The organism is Ruegeria sp. ABF4_144 (genome assembly GCF_056160045.1).
The window spans coordinates 1,432,408-1,454,078 of the sequence record NZ_JBSWWK010000001.1; the positions used below are offsets into that span (position 1 = coordinate 1,432,408).

The following is a 21,671-nucleotide window of genomic DNA, read 5'->3' on the forward strand; positions in this document are numbered from 1 at the left end:
CAGACGTTACGAAAGGCGGGCGCAGCGGTCAACTGCAAACCTGAAATTTTAATGGCAGTAATAGGTATCCTTTAAAAAAACCGCGCCCGAAGGCGCGGTCAGTCTGACAGGGAGGAAGTCTGCCGCCTTGCGCCAATCGCGACAAAGGCAGCGAATTGACTATCGCAGTCAAAGGTTAACTTTGTATGCTGGGGGCAGATCGGTGGAAATTAAGGCCTTACATATATGGAAAATAACATCTTTCTGGGTGGCGCGGGCGACGACTATGGTCAGCCTCAATCCCTGACGTTGAAATATGCCAACCGGCACGGGTTGATTGCTGGTGCCACGGGCACGGGCAAAACCGTGACGCTGCAAATCTTGGCTGAGGGGTTTTCGGCGGCAGGTGTCCCGGTGTTCCTGTCCGACGTCAAAGGAGATCTGTCCGGTTTGGCCAAGGCAGGCAGCGAAACGCACAAATTGCATCAGGCGTTTCAGGATCGTGCAACACGCATTGGGTTCCTGGATTACGCCTATGCCGCGTGCCCAGTGACGTTCTGGGATCTGTTCGGTCAACAAGGGCACCCGGTACGAACAACAGTAACCGAGATGGGCCCGCTGCTGCTGTCGCGCCTCATGGACCTGAGCGAGGCACAGGAGGGCATTCTGAACATCGCGTTCCGCGTCGCTGACGAAGAAGGGATGCCGCTGTTGGACCTTAAGGATCTGCAGGCTCTGCTGGTCTGGATCGGTGAAAACCGGGCGCAATTGTCTCTGCGGTACGGCAACGTCTCAACCGCTTCGATCGGTGCGATCCAACGCCGTTTGTTGGTGTTGGAAAATCAGGGCGGGACCAACTTGTTTGGCGAACCCGCGTTGGAGCTGGCCGATCTGATGCGCACGGATGAGAACGGGCAGGGGATGGTGAACATTCTGGCCTCGGACAAGTTGATGGGCTCTCCGCGTCTATATGCGACCTTCCTGTTGTGGCTGCTCAGCGAACTGTTCGAAGAATTGCCAGAGGTCGGTGATCCGGACAAACCCAAGCTGGTGTTTTTCTTTGATGAGGCACACTTGCTTTTCGAAGACGCGCCAAAGGTTCTGGTCGACAAGGTCGAGCAGGTCGCGCGTTTGATCCGGTCTAAGGGCGTTGGGGTCTACTTCATCTCTCAAAACCCGGCGGACATCCCCGAGGACATTCTAGGACAACTCGGCAACCGGGTGCAGCACGCCTTGCGTGCGTTTACTGCTAGGGATCGCAAGAACCTGCGTTTGGCTGCCGAAACCTATCGCGAGAATCCTGCCTTCGACACCGAGGCTGCCATTCGGGAAGTTGGCGTAGGTGAAGCGGTGACTTCGATGCTGCAGAAAAAAGGGGTGCCGGGGATTGTAGAACGTACCCTGATTCGCCCCCCCGGATCGCAACTTGGTCCAATCACCGAAGCTGAGCGTCAGGCAATTCTTGCGGCCTCTCCGATGCAGGTGAAGTACGGCACGTTGAAGGATCGCAGGTCTGCGTTCGAAATCCTTCAGGGCCGCGCGGATGAGGCTGCTCAGGCCGCTGCTAAGGCGGAGGAGAAAGAGGAAACCCAGACAGTGGCCGAACGCGAGTTCGCCACAGCCCGCCGGTACTCCGGTGGCCGCGTAGGGCGGTCTTCTTCCAGGATCACGCGAAAGAAGGATACCTTTGCAACGGCCATGAGCGAGGCCGTCATCAAAGAACTCAAAGGTACGACCGGTCGACGTATCGTCCGCGGAATTCTGGGCGGGTTGTTTCGGGGCCGGTAAGCGCATGGCGCCGCGCGGCATGTCTGCCGCCCGGCACCGAGCCCGTTACTTCAAGCGACGCTGACCTTCTTGAATGCAATAAGCGTCTGCCTCAGGAACTGACATCTTGGTGGCCGGAAAGTCGATTGCGCGATCCCACTCGACCCGGTTTTGGCGATACAGCTGGCAGGTGACCTCACCCTTTGGCGTCTGAACTTTGACCGGCTCAGTTTCCAGATCCCTTGGGGATGGGATACAAGCGGCCAGGCTGGCGACAACCGGCAGCATGAGGATTTTGGGGATGATCGAAGTTTTCATATGTCGTCTTCTTACTCTCGAGAGGTGGCCTGTAGTTTCAGCCCCGATTGACTAATTAAACGTGAAGGCGATCTGGCGCAGGTCCGGAACGTGCCTAACGATACCCCCGTCTATTCAGGTTCAGGTCATGAATCAAGAAACCGCGCCGGTTTTGCAGCGCGGTTCCAAAATTTCCCCGGAATGTGATCTATTTCTCGGGAATAAGGCCTCTTGGGCTGAATCTGAGGACAATCAGCAAGATCAACCCCATGGTCAGCAGGCGCATATGCGCAGCACTTTCGATAAGATGCGATTTGAGCGCACTGCCGTCGGGCAGTCCCGATGTAATCAGGTTCATCAACCAAAGTCCGATGGGTTCGACCTGAACCCAAAGGAACCAGATGACGAACGCCCCAAGTACAGCGCCGAGATTATTGCCCGAGCCACCAACGATCACCATCACCCAGACTAGGAATGTAAACCGAAGCGGCTGATAGGCGCTTGGGGTCAACTGACCATCCAGAGTGGTCATCATCGCGCCTGCAATCCCGCAAATGGCTGAGCCCAGAACGAAGATTTGCAGATGGCGGCGGGTGACGTCCTTGCCCATTGCCTCGGCCGCGACCTCGTTGTCTCGGATCGCGCGCATCATGCGGCCCCAAGGACTGTGAAGGGCTTTTTGCGCCATCCACAAAAGCACCAGCAGAACGATCAGGAACAGCAGTGAGTAGCCCAGTTTGACCGACAGGGTTGAGGCCGTGACCGGATCCAGACCCAGCCAATCAGCCCGCGCCACAAAGCCAGGGTCATTCTGCAGATCGACCTCATATCCGACCACAGGGGCAGGGCGCGGGATGCCGTAGACATTCTTGACGCCCCGGGCCAGCCAATCCTCGTTCTTCAGGATCGCGATGATGATCTCGGCGATACCCAGAGTCGCAATCGCCAGATAGTCCGAACGCAGGCCCAAAGCAGTCTTGCCGATCAGCCAGGCTGCACCAGCTGCCAGCAGACCTCCAGCCGGCCAGGCCAGAAGTACCGGCAGGTTCAGGCCACCAAGGTTGCCTGCGACTGCGGGTTCAATTGCCTCAACTGCAGCCGTGTTGGGATCAAGAACGGCCCGATAGATAAAGAACCCGACGATCAGAATGCCGATGATCGACAGGGTCCGCACCCGGCCTTTGGGCATCTTCTGCGCAACCAGAACGGTGGCAACAACGGTCGCGGCTCCCAGCAACAGGGCCAGAACGATACCGTAACCGCCAGCAGACCAAGCCCCGGGTGTTGTCGGGGTCGAAACCAGCACAACCGCCAGCCCGCCCAGCGCGACGAAGCCCATTACACCGACGTTGAACAGCCCTGCAAAGCCCCATTGAAGGTTCACGCCCAGTGCCATGATGGCCGAGATCAAACCCATGTTCAGGATCAGGATCGCGGCGTTCCAGCTTTGGGTAAAGCCGGTCAGTAGGATCAAGCCGCCGACCACAGCGAAAAGCAGCGTATTTTTGACAGACTCGGTCATACCGCTTTCCCCTTAAACAGGCCCGTAGGTTTGAACAGCAGCACGATCAGCAGGATTACAAAGCTAACTGCGAATTTGTAGTCGGTGGACAGGAACTGAACCAATCCAGATGGCTCCAGGCTTTCCGGTGCCAGATAGGTCAGAACCTTTTTCCAGGCATAGGTGATCGTCACCTCGGAGAAGGCGATGATGAAACCACCCGCAATCGCACCCAGAGGGCTGCCGAGGCCGCCCACAATAGCAGAGGCAAAGATCGGCAGCAAAAGCTGGAAATAGACGAATGGTTTGAAGCTTTTATCCAGCCCGTAAAGAACCCCGGCGGTCGTCGCGAGTGCGGCGACAATGATCCATGTGATCATCACCACGCGCTCCGGGTTGATGCCGGACAGCAGCGCCAGATCCTCGTTATCCGAATAGGCGCGCATCGACTTGCCTGTGCGGGTTTTGTTCAGGAACCAGAACAGCAGTGCCACGGCAACGATGGCCACAATCACTGTAATGCCCTGAGATGTCTTGATCGCCAGCCCCTCACGAAGCCCGGTCATCTCCTTGAAATCCCGCGCGGACACGATGAACCGCGCACCGTCCGAGAACCTTTGGTCATCCGGCCCGATGATAAACCGCACCAGCCCGTTCATGATGAACATCACGCCCATCGAGACGATCACCAGAATAACGGGTTTGGCCTTTTGTTCCCGATAAAAACGATAGACCAGCCTGTCCGTGATCAGCACGAGAACGATACAGCCCAGAATGGCAAAGGGCAGGGCCAGCAGAGCGGTCGGCAGGGGGCCAAAGCTGACCCCTGCGGCCTGCAGGCCCCACGTGACCAGCACTGCCAGCATCGCCCCGAAGGCCATCGTGTCGCCATGGGCAAAATTGGAAAACCGTAGAATGCCGTAGATCAGAGTGACGCCCAGCGCCCCCAACGCCAACTGGCTGCCATAGGCAATCGCAGGCACCAGCACAAAGTTCGCAAGCGCCACAAGCGCGTTCAGTATGTCCATCTCACCTTCCCATTCCGACGGGTGCGGCCTTATGGCATATCAGCAAGCAAAGACACAATGTTTCTGCCCTTACAGAAGGGTCGATTCTCCTGAAAATTTCTTTAATTGCGCCACGTTTCTTTGACCGAAGTCGTGTGAGCGGGATCTGTTGATATGTTTCCAGAGGGGCGCAGGCCGAAAACCGTGTTTTCGACCCGTGATTAGATCACCTCAGTTAGTAGACGTGCAGACGCCGCGTTCGTTTCGTTGCTGCCCGCCAGTCGCGCGGACCTCAAGATGTCCGGTGTCGGATTTCACTGTGTAGCCGATAGTTCCGCCTGACTGAATTTGCAGAAACTCCTGCGCGCCCAAGCTGGGGATCACCATCACTTCGTGGTCCGTGCCATCTGCGTGAACCACGCCTTTGGAGCTACCTTCAGTTTTTGTCAAAGTAACCTGACGCGCAGGGTCGAGCGGTTTGCACCCACCGGGATTACAAGACTCGGTAATCTGGCATTCGTAAACAACATCACCTTCCGCTGCGTTTTGCGAAACGGCCTGCGCGGTTGCAGGCAGGACAATAGCGGCAAGCGCTGCCAGATATTTCATAACATGTCTCCTGAATGGGGCATTTGCCCGAAATAGTTGAGAATCAAATGCTCGATTCCCGCTGTTCGCCCGCTGTGAGTACGTGCGGATCGTGGCGAAAATTTAGCCGTCGAGAGAGGTTTCAGGAGGTCGAAAAAAGGTTTTTAAAGCGTTGTAATTGAACAATTTAAGTTTTTTAACTTCTGGTGCTCACTAAACGTAATCACAGTTTGGCCTCAATCACTTGGAACGGATGGCTAAAGACCATTACGAGAAAAAGGACGTTGAGGAGGTCCTTTAAAACTCCTGTTCGCATTTTCCGGAGAATGCGCGTCGTGCCTTGCTCGTTTTTGCATAATCGATGTAGCGCATTGGCAGCGTGACCAGTGTCACGGACATTTCGGAGGTCGAAGTTCTCGTCGCGTACATATGGACGTGTTTGTCGTCCTCGGTCCGGGACGCGGTCAGCAAGTCGTTTTCTGAAATGGCTGTCCACTCTTGCCCATTAGACAAGCGAACTTTGGAGATGATTTCACCTGCCTTGGCGATCCTATCCACAGAAAAGTCGCCAAAGTTACTTTTTATACGCTCAGGCGGGGTGCCTAATAACTCAAGCGTGAGTTCACCGCCCTCGCAGTTTTCCAAGTATGCGCAGGTTTCTATAAGGGTGCAGGGGGCAGCATTGGCTGTGCTGCAAACTGAGGCAATTGCGATCGCCATCGCTGTTTTCACCTTACCCTCCTAAGAAGCTCTTCCGAACTTCCGGATCAGCCAACAGTTCCTTACCCGTGCCGCTATACGCGTTCCGCCCTTGAACCAGCACATAACCTTTGTCTGCGATCTCCAGCGCCTGCCGGGCGTTTTGTTCGACCATCAGGATCGGCAGACCGGTGCGTGAAACCTCGATGATCCGGTCGAACAGCTCGTCCATCACGATGGGCGAGACACCTGCAGTCGGTTCGTCCAGCATCAGAACCTTGGGCTGAGTCATCAGCGCGCGGCCAACGGCGACCTGTTGGCGTTGACCGCCCGACAGCTCTCCGGCCGGTTGGTTGCGCTTGTCGCGCAGGATCGGGAAAAGGTCATAGACCTGCTCCATCGTCTGACTGAAATCGTCGCGACGGATGAAGGCTCCCATTTCGAGATTTTCCTGGACCGTCATTGACGTAAAGATATTCGAGGTTTGCGGCACAAAGCCCATGCCTTTGATCACGCGGTCCTGCGGCGAGAGGTTGGTGATGTCCTCTCCGTCCAGCCGTACGGAACCTGACCGCACGTCCAGCATTCCAAATACGGCCTTCATCGCGGTGGACTTCCCGGCACCGTTGGGGCCGACGATGACGGCGATTTCGCCTTTGTCGACGGCAATGGTGCAGTCGTGCAGGATATCCGGCCCTTTGCCATAGCCGCCGGTCATGGTGTCACCAATCAGGAACGGGCCGCCGCCGACATAGTGCGTCTCACCGCTGGTCTGATGAGCGGGGGTCATGGTGCCTGCACCCCTGGGATTGGTGATCGTGGCGTCCTTGTTGCCGTGATCGTCCTGGTAGGGATTGTCGCTCACGCTCCGGCCTCCAGCTTGTCTTTGTTTTTCAGGCCGGTGCCCAGATAGGCCTCGATCACGTGTTCGTTGGCCTTGATCTCGTCCAGAGTGCCTTCGGCCAGAACCTTGCCTTCGGCCATACAAATGACCGGGTCGCAGATCTTGCCGATGAAATCCATGTCATGTTCGATGACCACAAAGGTATAGCCGCGCTCTTTGTTCAGGCGCAGGATCGTGTCGGCGATGGTCATAAGCAGGGTACGGTTCACGCCCGCGCCGACCTCATCCAGAAACACGATCTTGGCGTCAACCATCATGGTCCGGCCAAGCTCCAGCAGCTTCTTTTGTCCACCCGAGACCTGACCTGCCTTGTGATCGGCCAGATGTTCGATGGTCAGGAACTCAAGAACCTCGTCGGCCTTTGCGCGCAGGGCGCGTTCTTCATCAGCAATGCGTTTGCGACCGAACCATGTGTTCCACAATGTCTCACCAGATTGCGCGCCGGGGACCATCATCAGGTTTTCGCGGCAGCTCATTGACGAGAATTCATGCGCAATCTGGAACGTGCGCAACAGACCCTTGTGAAAAAGCTCATGCGGGGGCAGGCCGGTGATATCCTCACCATCCATGATTACGCGGCCGGATGTCGGCGGTAGCACACCTGCGATTACATTGAACAGGGTGGTTTTGCCGGCGCCGTTCGGTCCGATCAGGCCAGTGATCGAACCTTTTTCGATCTCCAGTGAAGCGCCATCCACCGCGTGGAAGCCGCTAAAATGCTTGTGCACGTCTTCAACGACGATCATGGTTTTCCCTTGTCTTTTCCCCGAAAACAGAGGTGCAGCCTTTTGTCATTGAAACAGCCCGGACACAAGGCCCGGGCTGCTCCGTCTGGTCTAATTTGACGCTGGATTAACGGTAATTAACCGTCTTCATCTCACCGTCGATAACTTCGATTTCTTTGTAAGCACCGGCGCTTTCACCCGGCCCGATCAACTCAACGCCCGAGGCACCGACATAGTCGATTTCCTGACCAGCAGCGAGCAGTTCCAGACCTTTGGCCAGTTCACCCGGATAGATTTTCTCACCGGGTTCGTTGGCGACGTCCATGATCTTGCTGCCATAGTCTGCCGGGTTGCTCGAGCCTGCGGCCTGCATGGCCAGCAGGAACAGGGCCGCAGCATCATAGGATTCAGGAACAAAGATCGACGTGCCGTCAAAGCCTTCGCCCTCGGCCATCGCGGTGAACGAATCCGCAGCCTCGCTTTTCGAGCCCGGAGCCTGACCGTAGGAACCATTCAGGTCCGGACCGACGTTTGCGGGCAGCGAGTCGCCGATCATGCCACCGGGCAGGCCGAACGTGTCGAATGCGCCGCTGTCCAGCGAGGACTGGATGATACCCAGACCACCCTGATCCAGATAGCCAGCTACGACCAGAATGTCGCCGCCTGCCGATGCCAGTGCGCCAACTTCGGCCGAGTAGTCGGCTTTGCCGTCTTCGTGCGCCGCCACGATGGTGACTTCACCGCCCAGCGCTTCGAACGAGGATTTGATCGCCTCGGACAGGCCTTTGCCATAATCGTTGTTGGTGTAGGTCAGAGCGATCGAGTTCACGCCACGCTCTTTCAGGATGTCCGCCATGATCTCACCTTCGCGCGCATCCGACGGCGAGGTACGGAAGAACAGGTCATTGTCCTCCATTACCGACAAGCCGGGCGAAGTCGCCGAGGGCGAGATCATCACCATACCGTTTGGCACGGCAACGTTTTGCAGGATTGCGCCGGTGACGCCCGAACAGTCACCGCCGACAAGGCCGTTGATGCCTTCGGCGACCAAACGCTCGGCGTTGGCGGTGGCCAGCGCGTTGTCGGCGCAGCCGGTGTCTGCACGTACCGGTGTCACGGTCGAGCCATCCAGCAGCTTGCCGGATTCCGAAACTTCTTTCATCGCCAGTTCAGCGCCTGCAGCCATTGCGGGCGACAGCGATTCAATCGGGCCGGTGAAACCGAACATAATGCCCAGTTTAACGTCTTCGGCCATGGCAGTGCCGGCCAGCAGAGCGGTTGCTGCAGTTGCGGTAAGCAGCTTTTTCATGAGGTTACTCCCTGAAGTGGTCTTCATTCTGGGCACGACCCTAGGCAAGCTATCCGGAAAAGAAAAGTCCTAACGAAAAAGTGTTTTTGGCACCGGGAACCCTATTTGTTCAGATACGTGCAAGCTGCAGGAAACGACGGAGGACCAAGATGATCCGGACGATCGCAATCGTGATGTTGGCATGGACCAGCGTCGCTTGGGCAGACAGGCTGCAAACTTCTCAAGGTTCTGTCGAAGTGACGGAAATGGTCGGCGGTCTAGACACTCCTTGGGCGATTGGAGTTTTGCCCGATGGGGGATTTCTGGTCACCGAACGGGATGGAGAATTGTTGCACGTCAAAGATGGTCGCATACAGCGCGTGTCCGGTGTTCCGGATGTTCTGGCCGAGGTGCAGGGTGGCTTGCTGGACGTAACCATCGCCCGCGACTTCAACCAAACCCGAGAGATTTTCCTGACCTTTTCGAAACCTCAACAGGGTGGTGCCGGCACCGCCCTGGCGGTGGCCCAATTGTCCGAAAAGGGCGACCTGCTGACCAACATGCGCGTGATCTTCGAGGCGATCCCGGGTGGGTCTGCCGGGCGGCACTATGGCTCGCGGGTGGTTGAGGCCGAGGATGGAACCCTGTTTGTCACGATCGGGGACCGCGGTGAACGCCCCAAGGCGCAGGACCGCTCGAACTACAATGGCACGGTGATCCGCGTGAATCGCGACGGATCGGTGCCTGCGGACAATCCCTTTGTTAAGGAAAACAGCGTGCGCCCCGAAATCTGGTCTTACGGCCACCGCAACCCGCAGGGGGCCGGTTTGGATGCGCGCGGACGGCTTTGGATTTCGGAACATGGCGCCAGAGGCGGTGATGAAGTCAATCTTGTCCGATCCGGTCGAAACTATGGCTGGCCGGTGATTTCATACGGTGTCCACTATTCCGGTCAGAAAATCGGAGAAGGAACCACGAAACCGGGCATGGAGCAGCCCGAGTATTATTGGGACCCGTCCATCGCGCCCTCTGGCCTGCTGGTCTATTCCGGCAAGCTGTGGCCGGATTGGAAGGGAGATATCTTTGTCGGCTCGTTGAAATTCGACTATATCGCGCGGCTGGCGGGGTCGCCGCTGCGTGAGGTCGAGCAGATCAAAGGCCCCGAAACCGAACGTGTACGTGACATCATCGAGGCGCCGGATGGATCGATCTGGTTTATTTCCGTCGGGCAGGGAGGGATCTATCGCATGACGCCCGCAACTTAGCTGCTGTCAGACCGACAATCGCCCGCTTTGTGCACCACGTTCACGATAGGGCGTTGTGTTGTAATGCGCGCGGTAGCATTTTGAGAAATGCGAGGGGCTGGCAAAACCGCAGGCCAGCGCCACGTTGATCACACTCATATCTGTCTGCATAAGCAGGTTGCGCGCTTTGTGCAGGCGCAGTTCCATATAGTACCGCTTGGGTGACCTGCTGAGATAACGGCGGAACAGGCGTTCAAGCTGCCGGGTCGACATGCCGACGTCTTTGGCCAGAATCGAAGGTGAGATTGGCTCTTCGATGTTCTTTTCCATCATCAGGATGACCTGGCTCAGTTTGGGATGACGCACACCAATGCGGGTCGGGGTCGACAGGCGCTGAGTGTCCTGATCGGTGCGGATCGAGGAATAGATCATCTGATCCGCGACAGCATTGGCAAGGTCTTCGCCGTAATCGTCCGCGATCATCTTCAGCATCAGGTCGATGGACGACGTGCCACCCGCCGTGGTCATTCGGTTCGCGTCAACGATAAAGACCGATTTCGTCAGTTCAACCTCGTCGAATTCTTCAACGAAACTGTCGGCGTTTTCCCAGTGGATGGTGGCGCGCTTGCCATCCAGCAGCCCGGCCTTAGCCAGCGTATAAGCCGCGGTACACAGGCCACCAATACGCAGGCCCCGCCGCGCCTCGCGCCGCACCCAGTTCAACACTTTCTTAGTGGTCGCGGCCTGCACGTCGACGCCGCCGCAGATCAACACCACATCGTCGCGCTGAAGTTCGATCAAGTCCTCGTCCAGCTTGAACGTCGTCCCGGCCGAGCAGTTTACCGTCTCGCCGCCTTCACCCATCAGGGTCCAGGTGTATAACGTTTTGTCGGCCATACGGTTTGCAATTCGAAGACTGTCCAACGCCGAAGCGAATGACAGCAGAGAGAATTTGTCCAGCAGGACAAATACGAAATTGCGCGGGTTGGCCGCAGTGTCTTCCACCGTGACAACTTGGCGTTGCTCTTGCATGGCGAGGTGTCCTTGATTCGGCGCTTCGAGACGTTACGTCCAGCGGCAGATTTGACAGCCACCATGATCAAAGCTTGTTTCCCGCGTCAAGAGGCCCAAATCGGATATGGTCAGTCTTCAATGCATTTTGTATAGAGACGACCTGACTACTTCAGCGGAGATCAAAGCTATGACCGAATGGCAAAAAACGAACTGGCGCAACAAGCCCCGGGTTCAGATGCCAGACTATACCGACGAGGCCGCATTGGCCAAGGTCGAGGCCCAGCTTTCGCAGTATCCCCCGCTGGTCTTTGCCGGTGAGGCGCGGCGTCTCAAGCAACATTTGGGTGCCGCCGGTCGCGGCGAGGCCTTCCTGTTGCAGGGCGGGGATTGTGCAGAAAGTTTTGAACAATTCAGTGCGGATGCGATCCGTGACACCTTTAAGGTGATGCTGCAGATGGCAATGGTGCTGACCTACGGCGCCAAGGTGCCGGTGGTGAAAGTGGGCCGTATGGCTGGCCAATTCGCCAAGCCACGCAGCGCGCCGACCGAGGTTTTGGATGGTGTGGAACTGCCCAGCTACCGCGGTGACATCATCAACGAACTGGCGTTTACCCCCGAAGCCCGTATCCCGAATCCCAGCAAAATGCTGCAGGCCTACACGCAGGCCGCTGCAACGCTGAACCTGCTGCGCGCTTTCTCGACCGGTGGTTTCGCGGATATGAGTATGGTGCATTCCTGGACGCTTGGTTTCACCGACGAACAGGATGTCAGCAAGTACTCTGAAATCGCGGACCGTATTCAGGACACGATCGACTTCATGCATGCGGCTGGCATCACGGCGGACACCACGCATGAGTTCTCGACCGTCGAGTTCTACACCAGCCACGAAAGCCTGCTGTTGGAGTACGAAGAGGCACTGACTCGTCTCGATTCGACCTCGGGCAACTGGTTGGCCGGTTCCGGCCACATGATCTGGATCGGCGACCGCACGCGTCAGCCGGATGGGGCGCATGTGGAATTCTGCCGGGGCGTTCTGAACCCGATTGGTCTGAAATGTGGTCCGACAACCACCGCCGAAGACCTCAAGGTTCTGATGTCCAAGCTGAACCCCGAAAACGAAGAGGGACGCCTGACCCTGATCGCACGGTTTGGCGCAGGCAAAGCGGGTGAGCACCTGCCGCGTCTGGTTCAGGCGGTTAAGGAAGAAGGCGCCAAGGTGACCTGGGTCTGCGATCCTATGCACGGCAACACGATTAAATCAGCGACCGGTTACAAAACCCGTCCGTTCGATTCCGTGTTGCGTGAGGTTCGCGACTTCTTTGGTGTGCACCAAGCCGAAGGCACAATCCCCGGCGGCGTACACTTCGAGATGACCGGCCTAGACGTCACCGAGTGCACCGGCGGCGTACGGGCTGTGACCGAAGAGGACCTTTCGGATCGGTACCACACCGCCTGTGACCCGCGTCTGAACGCATCGCAATCGCTGGAACTGGCCTTCCTTGTCGCCGAGGAGCTGACCAACCTGCGCCGCAATGGCAACAAACGCGCAGCCAGCTGAGGCTTTTGCCTTAAGGAAAAAGAAAAGGCGGGCCATTTGGTCCGCCTTTTTCGTTTGGGTCAGTCGTCGCGGGACGACACTAGCCGCAAATGCGAGCCGGGGCGTTTGAATTCCCCTTGATCTTCGGCAAAGCCAGCGAGTTCGCGCTCTATCTGTTTTTGCGGCGCCTGAACATCGGCGACCGCCCGTATACGGGTGTCAGGGATGGAAAACCGCCGCGGCGTTGCGCCGATTGTGCCATCACAAACCAACACTCCCAACACGCGGCTGACATCACCAAGATCGCTTTTCAGCGGTAGCAGGATCATGCGGGCCTGCAATCGGGTCTGCCCAAGTTTTCCAGCGGACATCAGCTCAAGTTCCGCAATCGCAGGTCTGGCAAAGACCTGTTCCAACGTGTCCGAGATTTGGCCGCGGGCGCTGGGTTCAAAAAACGCAGTCAGGGGCATACCGCGCACTTCCATGCCCGCCAGTTTGTTCAGATGGCTGCCGGCCAGACGAAACCGGGCCAAGCCCGGCGCGATGCGTTCAAGGATGAACGTGTATTCCAAAACGTTCTCAAGACCACGCGGGTCGATCTGCGATCGCTTGGGCACGCCGTCACCTGTCAGAAGCGCAGTCCAGTACGCTTCGACTTGTCGGATGGGCGAGAGGCTGCGCCCGCTGTCAAAACGATCCATTGCGACGATCTTTCCAAAACTTGACCCGGAACCGCTTCCGAAAAAGGTTTTCATTTTCATCACCCTAGCGTCGATTGATCGTCATTTTCTTAAAATGCCAGATACCGGGGCTGTTTGCGCCCGACCGGCCCCTGGCTCAGATCAGATTGACACGGGTTAAGTCAATTTTGGAGGAATTCTTTAACGAATGGTTAACTTCTGGAGATCGCCTCAAAGTGAGCAAACTCTTGCTCTGTGCGTGCCGATGGCTTTAGGTGCGGCCAGCAAGCATAATAGGCAGCAACGGAAAGGGCAGGCATGATCAGATCAATGACCGGTTTCGCCTCGGACAAGGGGGCATATGGGCCTCACAGCTGGACGTGGGAACTGCGCAGTGTGAACGGCAAAGGGTTGGATATGCGCTTGCGCGTGCCCGACTGGTTGACCGGGCTCGAAGCTGCCTTGCGCGCACAAATCTCCAAAGCTTTGGGTCGGGGAAATGTCACCCTGTCGCTTAAGCTAAACCGCGATGAGACCTCGCCTGATCTAGCCCTAAACGAGACCGCAATGATGGTCGCTTTAACCGCGCTGGCGCGCACGCAGGAAATGGCAGCGGCCCGTGGTGTTAACCTGGCACCGTCAACAGCGGCTGACCTGATCAGCATCAAGGGGATGTTGGAGGCCGGCAGTGATGTCGATGACCCCGCGCCCTTGGTCGAGCAGCTGACCAAGGAGTTTGCCACTCTTTTAGCGGCCTTTGTCGATATGCGTGAGGCTGAGGGCAAGGCGCTGGCCGACATTCTGGACGGGCAATTAACACAGGTCTCTCAGCTGACTGAACAGGCGGCGGACCTTGCAGAACAGCGTAAAGACAAAACCGCCGAGGCGCTGCGGGAAAATCTGGCGCGGGTGTTGGACAATGCGCAGGGCGCCGATCCGGACCGGGTGGCGCAGGAATTGGCGCTGATTGCTGTGAAATCGGACATCACCGAGGAAATCGACCGCCTGAAAGCGCATGTCGTGGCCGCGCGGGATTTGCTATCGCAGGACGCAGCCGTGGGTCGCAAGCTGGATTTCCTGATGCAGGAGTTCAACCGCGAGGCCAACACGCTGTGTTCAAAGGCGCAAAGCGCCGATCTGACCTCAGTTGGGCTTGAGTTGAAGGCGGTAATAGACCAGATGCGCGAGCAAGTTCAGAACGTAGAATGAAAATGGGAACGACTGACATGGCAGATCGCCGCGGCCTACTTATCATCCTGTCTTCGCCTTCGGGTGCGGGAAAATCCACTCTGGCCCGTCGGTTGATGGCGTGGGACGAGGGGCTTGAGTTTTCGATCTCGGCCACAACTCGCGCGCCGCGTCCGGGTGAGGAACACGGGCGTGAGTATTACTTTCTGTCCGAAGACGAGTTCAAGCAGCAGGTTGCCGATGGGCAGATGCTGGAACATGCGCATGTCTTCGGCAACTTTTACGGCTCTCCGGCTGGTCCGGTTCGGGATTCCATTAACTCCGGTCGGGATGTGCTGTTTGACGTCGACTGGCAGGGTGAGGTGCAGATCCGCAATTCGGATTTGGGCAAGCATGCGCTGTCGATCTTCATCCTGCCGCCCTCGATTCCCGAACTGCGCCGCCGTCTGGAAACCCGTGGGCAGGACAGTGAGGATGTGATCGCCAAACGGATGCTGAAAAGCTGGGATGAGATCAGCCACTGGGGCTATTACGACTATGTGCTGGTTAACGACGATCTGGATGCCACCGAGGACAAGCTGAAGACCATCGTCAGCGCCGAGCGGATGCGCCGTATTCAGCAGCCAAACCTACAAAACCACGTGCGTACCCTGCAAAACGAATTCGAGGGGCTGTCATGACCATCTACGCATTGGGGGAACATACTCCGCAAATCCACGAGGATACGTGGGTCGCGCCTGATGCCAACCTGATCGGAAAGGTGGTGTTAGAGCAGGGCGCTTCGGTCTGGTTCGGCTGTACCATCCGTGCCGACCATGAAGAAATTCGTGTGGGCGAAGGCAGCAACGTGCAAGAAAACTGCGTCATGCATATCGACGCCGGGTTCCCTTTGACCATCGGCAAGAATTGCACGATCGGGCACAAGGTGATGCTGCATGGTTGTATGATTGGGGAAAACACGCTGATCGGAATGGGAGCCATCGTTCTGAACGGCGCGAAGATCGGCAAGAACTGCCTGATCGGGGCAGGGGCCTTGATTACAGAAGGTAAGGAAATCCCCGACAATTCGCTGGTCATGGGATCACCCGGCAAGGTTGTGCGGCAACTGGATGAGGCGGCGGCGCAGAAGATCACCTTTAGCGCGCTGCACTATCAGCAGAACATGCGTCGGTTCCGCGATGAGATGAAGCCTGTGAGCTAGTCCGGAAAGATCGAGATTATGTCAGACGACCTGCTCGCCGAATTTGTATCGGCCATTCCGATGCCTGCGCTGATGGTCGATCAGACCGAGCGAATCATTGCGGCGAATACCGACGCAAAAACCCTGCTGGCGCAGAATATCGTCGGACGGCATTTCGCGACGATCCTGCGGCAGCCACAGGTGATCGATGCGATTGAGCAAGGCTTGCGCACCAAGGGGCCCACCAAAACGCGCCACCTGTCCAACGACGGCGCGCAGGACACCACGTTCGAGGTTGAGTGCCGTTACATGAGCGGTGTCGGCGCGGTCTCCGGGGGGGCGTTGCTGGCGATTTTTCAAGACGTCACGCATGTCGAGCAGGCCAGCCAGATGCGCCGCGATTTTGTCGCCAACGTCAGCCATGAGCTGCGCACGCCGCTGACCGCTTTGATGGGGTTCATCGAAACGCTGCGCGGACCGGCCCGCGATGATGCTGCAGCACAGGACCGTTTTCTGCAGATCATGACCGATGAGGCCAACCGGATGAACCGGCTGGTGGGGGATCTGTTGTCGCTGAACCGCGTAGAAAGCGAAGAGCGTGTGCGCCCGAAAGAGCAGCTTGAACTGACAGGCCTGCTGCAATCGACGCTGAACTCTCTGCGCCCTTTGGCCGATGATGCCAAGGTACAGTTGACCCTGACGGCGCCGGAAGAGCCTGTCTCGCTGATCGGGGATAATGACCAGTTGCGTCAGGTCTTCACTAACCTGATCGAGAACGGAATCAAATACGGCGGCAGCGGCGGCAGCGTTGAAATTCGAGTACATTGTTCAGACCGTGATTCTGCGATGCGGGGTCCTGCGGTTCGGGTTCAGGTGATGGACAAGGGACCAGGCATAGATGCTGTGCATCTGCCGCGCCTGACTGAACGATTCTATCGCGCCGACAGTCACAGATCGCGGCAATTGGGTGGGACGGGGCTGGGTCTTGCTATCGTGAAACACATAATCAACCGCCATCGCGGGCGGCTGCGGGTGGAAAGCAGCCTGGGCAAAGGTACGACCTTCACCGTCATTCTGCCGCTGTGACCCCTAAAATTCAGGGCGTTCCGGACGTTCCTGTTTACCTATGTGAATTTCGCATGTCTGCAATGCGTCATGACGGTAAGAATTTCTGTCGACTGTCATAAAGCTGTTACAAACCTGTCACAAAAGGCTTACGCACGAACCGTAGAGGTGCCTGCAAGATCATCATGGGGGTGATCACTAACTACATTCTCAAGGAGACTGAGATGTCCTTTGTAAAACTGTCGGCTTCGGCTCTAGCCATCGCTGCTGTCTCGGCCACTGCGGCCGCCGCTCGTGATCAGGTGCAGGTTGCCGGTTCTTCAACCGTTCTGCCTTACGCTTCGATCGTTGCAGAAGCCTTCGGTGAAAACTTTGAATTCCCGACACCGGTTGTTGAATCGGGCGGTTCCTCGGCAGGTCTGAAGCGTTTCTGTGAAGGTGTTGGCGAAAACACCATCGACGTGGCAAACGCATCGCGCCAGATCCGCGAAAAAGAAATCAAAGCCTGTGCCGAAAACGGCGTGACCGACATCATCGAAGTTCAGATCGGTTATGACGGCATCGTTTTCGCATCAGACATCAACGGCAACTCTTTCGAGTTCACGCCGGAAGACTGGTACAAGGCGCTGGCAGCGAAAATCGTTGTGGACGGTGAGGTTGTAGACAACCCGAACAAGACCTGGGCTGACGTGAACCCGGATTTCCCGGCGCAGCCGATCGCAACCTTCATTCCGGGCACCAAGCACGGCACCCGTGAAGTGTTCGAAGACAAAGTCATCTTGGCAGGTTGTGAGCACCTTGGCGATTTCGAAGTGTTCAAGGCAGCAGCCGGCGACGACAAGAAAGCAGCTGAAAAGCAGTGCATCGCGATCCGCACCGACGGCGTTTCGGTCGACATCGACGGCGACTACACCGAGACCCTGGCGCGCATCGACAGCAACAAGGACGGCATCGGCGTCTTTGGTCTGGCGTTCTACGAGAACAACACCGACAAGCTGCAGGTCGCAACCATGTCCGACGTTGTTCCCTCGACCGAGTCGATCGCAACCGGCGAATATCCGGTTTCGCGCCCGCTGTTCTTCTACGTGAAGAAAGCCCACATCGGCGTGATCCCCGGCCTGAAGGAATATGCTGAGTTCTTCGTCGCTGACGAGATCGCAGGCCCCGACGGCCCGCTGGCCGAATACGGTCTGGTCTCGGATCCGGAACTGGCGAAGGTTCAGGAAGCTGTTGCCAACGAAACCGTACTGGGCGGCGGTTCCTAATCACCCTTTGTAAACGGAACCGGGGCGTTTTCTACGCGTCCCGGTTCTTTTTGACTCCACTTACTGCCATCCCCACGGAGTTCTCATGGCGTTATCCTGGCTGTTGCTTATCCTGCTTGCGCTGGCAGTGATCGGATATTTCACGGGTCGATCCCGTGCCCTGGCAAGCGCGGGAGGTGACGCCCGCGAATTGCACTCTTTGCCGTCATACTATGGCTACAACGTTGCTTTGACGGCGCTTGTTCCGGCTTTGGGCGTTTTGATAGTCTGGCTACTGGTACAGCCGATGATCGTGAACAGCACTGTATCCGGCCTCATCCCTGATCAGGCAATTCCAGAAGGATCGGATCGTGGCCTTATCATGAGCGAAGTGCGCCGCGTTGCTTACGGCTTGGATGGCGCCGTGGACACCGGAGCATTGACCGAGACCGTGGCACAGGACGCGAACGCGGATATTGATGCGCTGACAAAAACCCTGAAAGACGCGGGACAGGTTCTAACGCAGGACATCACTCAGCCCATTCTGGTCGCGGCTCAGAAATACCGTAGCATGACCGGGACTGGGTCAGTGGCGATGCAGGTTATCGTACTGGCGCTAGCCCTTTTGGGTGCTGCCTTTGCCTATGTGCGGACGCACAAGGAATTCCGCGCACGAAACGTGGTCGAGCAGGGCGTTCTGGCGCTGCTGCTGCTGGCTGCCTCGATTGCGATTTTGACAACGGTCGGCATCGTGTTGTCGATGCTGTTTGAGACCATGAACTTCTTCCAGCTGCATTCGTGGAAAGACTTCTTCTTCGGCAGCACCTGGGCCCCGAACTTCCGTGGAGGCTCCGAGCTATCGATCCTGCCGCTACTGTGGGGTACGCTCTATATCTCGCTGATTGCGCTGCTGGTGGCCGTGCCGATCGGCCTGTTCGCTGCGATCTACCTGTCGGAATATGCCTCGGGTGCAACCCGTGCGGTTGCCAAACCGCTGCTTGAGATCCTCGCGGGTATTCCGACCATCGTTTACGGTCTGTTTGCCCTGCTGACGGTGGGTCCGGCTCTGGTGTCTCTTTTCGGGGACGGTGGCACGCTGGGTTTGGGCTGGATGGCCAGTTCTAACGCGGTTCTGACGGCTGGTTTGGTCATGGGCATCATGCTGATCCCCTTCGTATCGTCGCTGTCGGACGACATCATTAACGCGGTGCCGCAATCGATGCGCGATGGCTCTTTGGGTCTGGGCGCTACCAGCTCCGAAACCGTGCGTCAGGTGGTTCTGCCCGCCGCGTTGCCGGGCATCGTAGGTGCGATCCTGCTAGCCGCAAGCCGTGCCATCGGTGAGACCATGATCGTGGTGATGGCCGCGGGTGCAATTGCCAAATTCTCGGGCAACCCGTTCGAGGCGATGACCACCATCACCACCCGTATCGTTAGCCAGCTAACCGGCGATACCGATTTTGCCAGCCCTGAAACGCTGGTTGCCTTTGCGCTGGGTCTGACCCTGTTCATCATCACACTGGGGCTGAATATCTTTGCCCTCTACATCGTACGCAAATACCGGGAGCAGTACGAATGACCGATATTTCCCAAACTCCTGGCGCTGCTCCTGCTGCGAAGCCCAAAGGCGGGTCGCTGTTCGAAAAGGACGCGCGCACCAAACGTCGGAATGCCGCCGAAGGCCGGTTTAAGCTGTACGGCATTGCGGCGATCGGGATCGGCCTGCTTATGCTGGTTGTTCTGGTCACCAACATCGTGACCGCCGGAACGGGCGCATTTCAGCAGAGCTTTCTTGAGCTTGATGTCGAGCTGAAAGCAGACAAGCTGGACAAGAAGGGCAACCGTAATATCGAGGACATCAAGAAGGTTTCGACCTTTGGTTATGCGCCGCTGATCGCCTCGGCTTTGGAAAGTGAAGTTGCAAAGCTTGGCATCCAGACGGATCTGTCGCCCAAGGACATGGGCAAGATCCTGTCCAAGGCCGCTCAGGCCGAACTGCGGAACTATGTCATCGCCAACCCCGATGAGATCGGCAAAACCGTCAGTTTCCGCTTTTTGGTCAACAGCCGCGTCGATGGCTACATGAAAGGCCGCGTGACGCGTGAGTCTATTGCCAACGACAAGAGCATTTCGGTCGCGCAACTGGATTTCGTTGATCAGTTGCGGGATGCGGGCGTGTTGTACAAAGCCTTTAACCCGGACTTCATCTTTGGCGCGGATGCGTCCGACCAACGGCCCGAGGCTGCGGGGATCGGTGTGTCGATGCTGGGCTCGTTGTTCATGATGTTCGTGGTACTGGCGCTGGCGCTGCCCATTGGCGTTGCGGCCTCGATCTATCTTGAGGAATTCGCGCCACAGAACCGCCTGACGGATATCATCGAAGTCAACATTTCGAACTTGGCCGCTGTACCGTCGATTGTGTTCGGTATCCTGGGTCTGGCCGTGTTCATCAACTACATGCACCTGCCAACCTCAGCGCCGCTGGTGGGTGGTCTGGTGCTGACGCTGATGACTTTGCCGACGATCATCATCTCGACCCGCGCGTCGCTGAAGGCGGTGCCGCCGTCGATCCGTGACGCGGCGCTTGGGGTAGGGGCCTCGAAAATGCAGGCGGTGTTCCACCATGTGCTGCCGCTGGCTGCGCCCGGCATCCTGACCGGCACCATCATTGGTCTGGCGCAAGCGCTGGGGGAAACCGCGCCGCTGCTACTGATTGGGATGGTTGGCTTTATCGCCTCGAACCCGCCGGACGGAATTGTTGCGGGCTTCCTGTCACCGAACTCGGCCATGCCGGCGCAGATCTACGAATGGTCCAAGCGCGCCGACCCGGCCTTTTATGAACGCGCATGGGGCGGCATCATCATCCTGTTGATCTTCCTCGTGACAATGAACACCATCGCGGTACTCCTGCGCCGCCGCTTTGAACGCCGCTGGTAGGGGGGTGCTTAAGATGAACGACATGACACGAGTGGAGAGAGCTGTGGACTCCAAAGCAATCAAGATCGCCGCGAACAAGGTTCAGGTCTATTACGGTGATACCCACGCCATCAAGGACGTGGATGTTCAAATCGAAGACAAGACCGTGACTGCCTTTATCGGCCCGTCAGGCTGCGGCAAGTCCACGTTTCTGCGGTGCCTGAACCGGATGAACGACACGATCGATATTTGCCGGGTTGAAGGCGATATCCTGTTGGACGGCGAAGACATCTATGACAAACGCGTCGATCCGGTGCAGCTGCGCGCCAAGGTGGGCATGGTGTTTCAGAAGCCGAACCCGTTCCCCAAGTCGATCTACGACAACGTGGCCTATGGTCCCCGCATCCACGGCCTTGCAAAAAACAAGGCGGAGCTGGATGAGATCGTTGAGAAATCCCTGCGTCGCGGTGCGATCTGGGATGAGGTCAAGGACCGTCTGGACGCCCCCGGAACCGGTCTGTCCGGTGGTCAGCAACAGCGTCTGTGCATCGCGCGCGCCGTCGCGACCGAACCCGAAGTTCTACTGATGGACGAACCGTGCTCGGCTCTGGACCCGATTGCAACGGCGCAGGTCGAGGAGCTGATCGACGAGCTACGTTCACGCTATTCGGTGGTAATTGTGACCCACTCGATGCAGCAGGCCGCTCGGGTCAGCCAGAAAACCGCGTTCTTCCACCTTGGGAACCTCGTCGAATTTGGCGAGACCGGGCAGATTTTCACCAACCCCGAAGACCCCCGCACCGAAAGCTACATCACCGGCCGGATCGGCTGAGGACAGGTATTTGAGC

21 protein-coding genes are annotated in these 21,671 nt (G+C 57.5%); 11 read left to right on the forward strand and 10 right to left on the reverse strand.

What is annotated here, in order from left to right:
- The first annotated feature begins 225 nt into the window (after positions 1-225).
- Positions 226-1,767 (forward strand): helicase HerA-like domain-containing protein, encoded by a 1,542-nt coding sequence (locus tag ACXAGD_RS07350; protein ID WP_475209325.1) that lies wholly within the window; start codon positions 226-228, stop codon positions 1,765-1,767.
- A 45-nt stretch (positions 1,768-1,812) separates the two neighbouring features.
- Here ACXAGD_RS07350 and ACXAGD_RS07355 read toward each other — a convergent pair whose 3' ends face one another.
- The 8 genes from ACXAGD_RS07355 to ACXAGD_RS07390 all read right to left on the reverse strand — a co-directional run bounded on the left by ACXAGD_RS07355 (position 1,813) and on the right by ACXAGD_RS07390 (position 8,776).
- Positions 1,813-2,064: a hypothetical protein gene (locus ACXAGD_RS07355; protein ID WP_475209326.1), complete on the reverse strand. Its 252-nt coding sequence runs from the start codon at positions 2,062-2,064 to the stop codon at positions 1,813-1,815.
- A gap of 187 nt (positions 2,065-2,251) precedes the next feature.
- A complete protein-coding gene (locus ACXAGD_RS07360; protein WP_475209327.1) occupies positions 2,252-3,565 on the reverse strand; it encodes a branched-chain amino acid ABC transporter permease in 1,314 nt (437 codons plus the stop codon).
- A complete protein-coding gene (locus tag ACXAGD_RS07365; protein WP_475209328.1) occupies positions 3,562-4,572 on the reverse strand; it encodes a branched-chain amino acid ABC transporter permease in 1,011 nt (336 codons plus the stop codon). The genes ACXAGD_RS07360 and ACXAGD_RS07365 overlap by 4 nt, the downstream gene beginning before the upstream one ends.
- 210 nt (positions 4,573-4,782) lie before the next feature.
- Positions 4,783-5,160, reverse strand: coding sequence for a hypothetical protein (locus ACXAGD_RS07370; protein ID WP_475209329.1), 378 nt, complete (start codon positions 5,158-5,160; stop codon positions 4,783-4,785).
- A gap of 276 nt (positions 5,161-5,436) precedes the next feature.
- Entirely contained in the window at positions 5,437-5,871 is a 435-nt protein-coding gene (locus tag ACXAGD_RS07375; RefSeq protein WP_475209330.1) for a hypothetical protein, read from the reverse strand.
- Position 5,872: 1 nt separating this feature from the next.
- Positions 5,873-6,703: an ABC transporter ATP-binding protein gene (locus tag ACXAGD_RS07380; protein WP_475209331.1), complete on the reverse strand. Its 831-nt coding sequence runs from the start codon at positions 6,701-6,703 to the stop codon at positions 5,873-5,875.
- Entirely contained in the window at positions 6,700-7,488 is a 789-nt protein-coding gene (locus tag ACXAGD_RS07385; RefSeq protein WP_475209332.1) for an ABC transporter ATP-binding protein, read from the reverse strand. The genes ACXAGD_RS07380 and ACXAGD_RS07385 overlap by 4 nt, the downstream gene beginning before the upstream one ends.
- 106 nt (positions 7,489-7,594) lie before the next feature.
- Positions 7,595-8,776, reverse strand: coding sequence for an ABC transporter substrate-binding protein (locus ACXAGD_RS07390; RefSeq protein ID WP_475209333.1), 1,182 nt, complete (start codon positions 8,774-8,776; stop codon positions 7,595-7,597).
- A 149-nt stretch (positions 8,777-8,925) separates the two neighbouring features.
- On the opposite strand from ACXAGD_RS07390, the gene ACXAGD_RS07395 reads away from it, so the two are divergent.
- The gene (locus ACXAGD_RS07395; RefSeq protein ID WP_475209334.1) at positions 8,926-10,020 is read left to right on the forward strand and encodes a PQQ-dependent sugar dehydrogenase; all 1,095 of its coding nucleotides are present in this window, start codon (positions 8,926-8,928) and stop codon (positions 10,018-10,020) included.
- 6 nt (positions 10,021-10,026) lie between these two features.
- Here ACXAGD_RS07395 and ACXAGD_RS07400 read toward each other — a convergent pair whose 3' ends face one another.
- A complete protein-coding gene (locus ACXAGD_RS07400; protein ID WP_475209335.1) occupies positions 10,027-11,031 on the reverse strand; it encodes a GlxA family transcriptional regulator in 1,005 nt (334 codons plus the stop codon).
- 169 nt (positions 11,032-11,200) lie between these two features.
- Here ACXAGD_RS07400 and ACXAGD_RS07405 point away from each other — a divergent pair, with 169 nt between their 5' ends.
- Positions 11,201-12,571 carry a class II 3-deoxy-7-phosphoheptulonate synthase gene (locus ACXAGD_RS07405; protein ID WP_475209336.1) on the forward strand — a complete coding sequence of 457 codons (1,371 nt, stop codon included), beginning with the start codon at positions 11,201-11,203 and terminating at the stop codon, positions 12,569-12,571.
- A 59-nt stretch (positions 12,572-12,630) separates the two neighbouring features.
- Here ACXAGD_RS07405 and ACXAGD_RS07410 read toward each other — a convergent pair whose 3' ends face one another.
- The gene (locus tag ACXAGD_RS07410) at positions 12,631-13,251 is read right to left on the reverse strand and encodes a PAS domain-containing protein (RefSeq protein WP_475209337.1); all 621 of its coding nucleotides are present in this window, start codon (positions 13,249-13,251) and stop codon (positions 12,631-12,633) included.
- Between the two features lie 297 nt (positions 13,252-13,548).
- Between ACXAGD_RS07410 and ACXAGD_RS07415 the strand changes: the two genes are divergently transcribed.
- The 8 genes from ACXAGD_RS07415 to pstB all read left to right on the forward strand — a co-directional run bounded on the left by ACXAGD_RS07415 (position 13,549) and on the right by pstB (position 21,655).
- Positions 13,549-14,439 (forward strand): YicC/YloC family endoribonuclease, encoded by an 891-nt coding sequence (locus ACXAGD_RS07415; RefSeq protein WP_475209338.1) that lies wholly within the window; start codon positions 13,549-13,551, stop codon positions 14,437-14,439.
- A gap of 17 nt (positions 14,440-14,456) precedes the next feature.
- Positions 14,457-15,098, forward strand: a complete 642-nt coding sequence (gene gmk / locus ACXAGD_RS07420) for a guanylate kinase (protein ID WP_475209339.1) — start codon at positions 14,457-14,459, stop codon at positions 15,096-15,098.
- On the forward strand, positions 15,095-15,619 hold the full coding sequence (locus ACXAGD_RS07425; RefSeq protein WP_475209340.1) for a gamma carbonic anhydrase family protein: 525 nt from the start codon (positions 15,095-15,097) through the stop codon (positions 15,617-15,619). Before gmk ends, ACXAGD_RS07425 begins: the two co-directional genes overlap by 4 nt.
- An 18-nt stretch (positions 15,620-15,637) precedes the next feature.
- Complete coding sequence (locus ACXAGD_RS07430) at positions 15,638-16,684, forward strand: sensor histidine kinase (RefSeq protein ID WP_475209341.1); 1,047 nt, start codon at positions 15,638-15,640, stop codon at positions 16,682-16,684.
- A 203-nt stretch (positions 16,685-16,887) separates the two neighbouring features.
- Positions 16,888-17,928 (forward strand): substrate-binding domain-containing protein, encoded by a 1,041-nt coding sequence (locus tag ACXAGD_RS07435; protein WP_475209342.1) that lies wholly within the window; start codon positions 16,888-16,890, stop codon positions 17,926-17,928.
- Positions 17,929-18,013: 85 nt separating this feature from the next.
- A complete protein-coding gene (gene pstC / locus ACXAGD_RS07440) occupies positions 18,014-19,486 on the forward strand; it encodes a phosphate ABC transporter permease subunit PstC (RefSeq protein ID WP_475209343.1) in 1,473 nt (490 codons plus the stop codon).
- A complete protein-coding gene (gene pstA / locus ACXAGD_RS07445) occupies positions 19,483-20,844 on the forward strand; it encodes a phosphate ABC transporter permease PstA (RefSeq protein WP_475209344.1) in 1,362 nt (453 codons plus the stop codon). Before pstC ends, pstA begins: the two co-directional genes overlap by 4 nt.
- Before the next feature lie 13 nt (positions 20,845-20,857).
- Positions 20,858-21,655, forward strand: coding sequence for a phosphate ABC transporter ATP-binding protein PstB (pstB, locus tag ACXAGD_RS07450; protein WP_170354173.1), 798 nt, complete (start codon positions 20,858-20,860; stop codon positions 21,653-21,655).
- Positions 21,656-21,671: the final 16 nt, after the last annotated feature.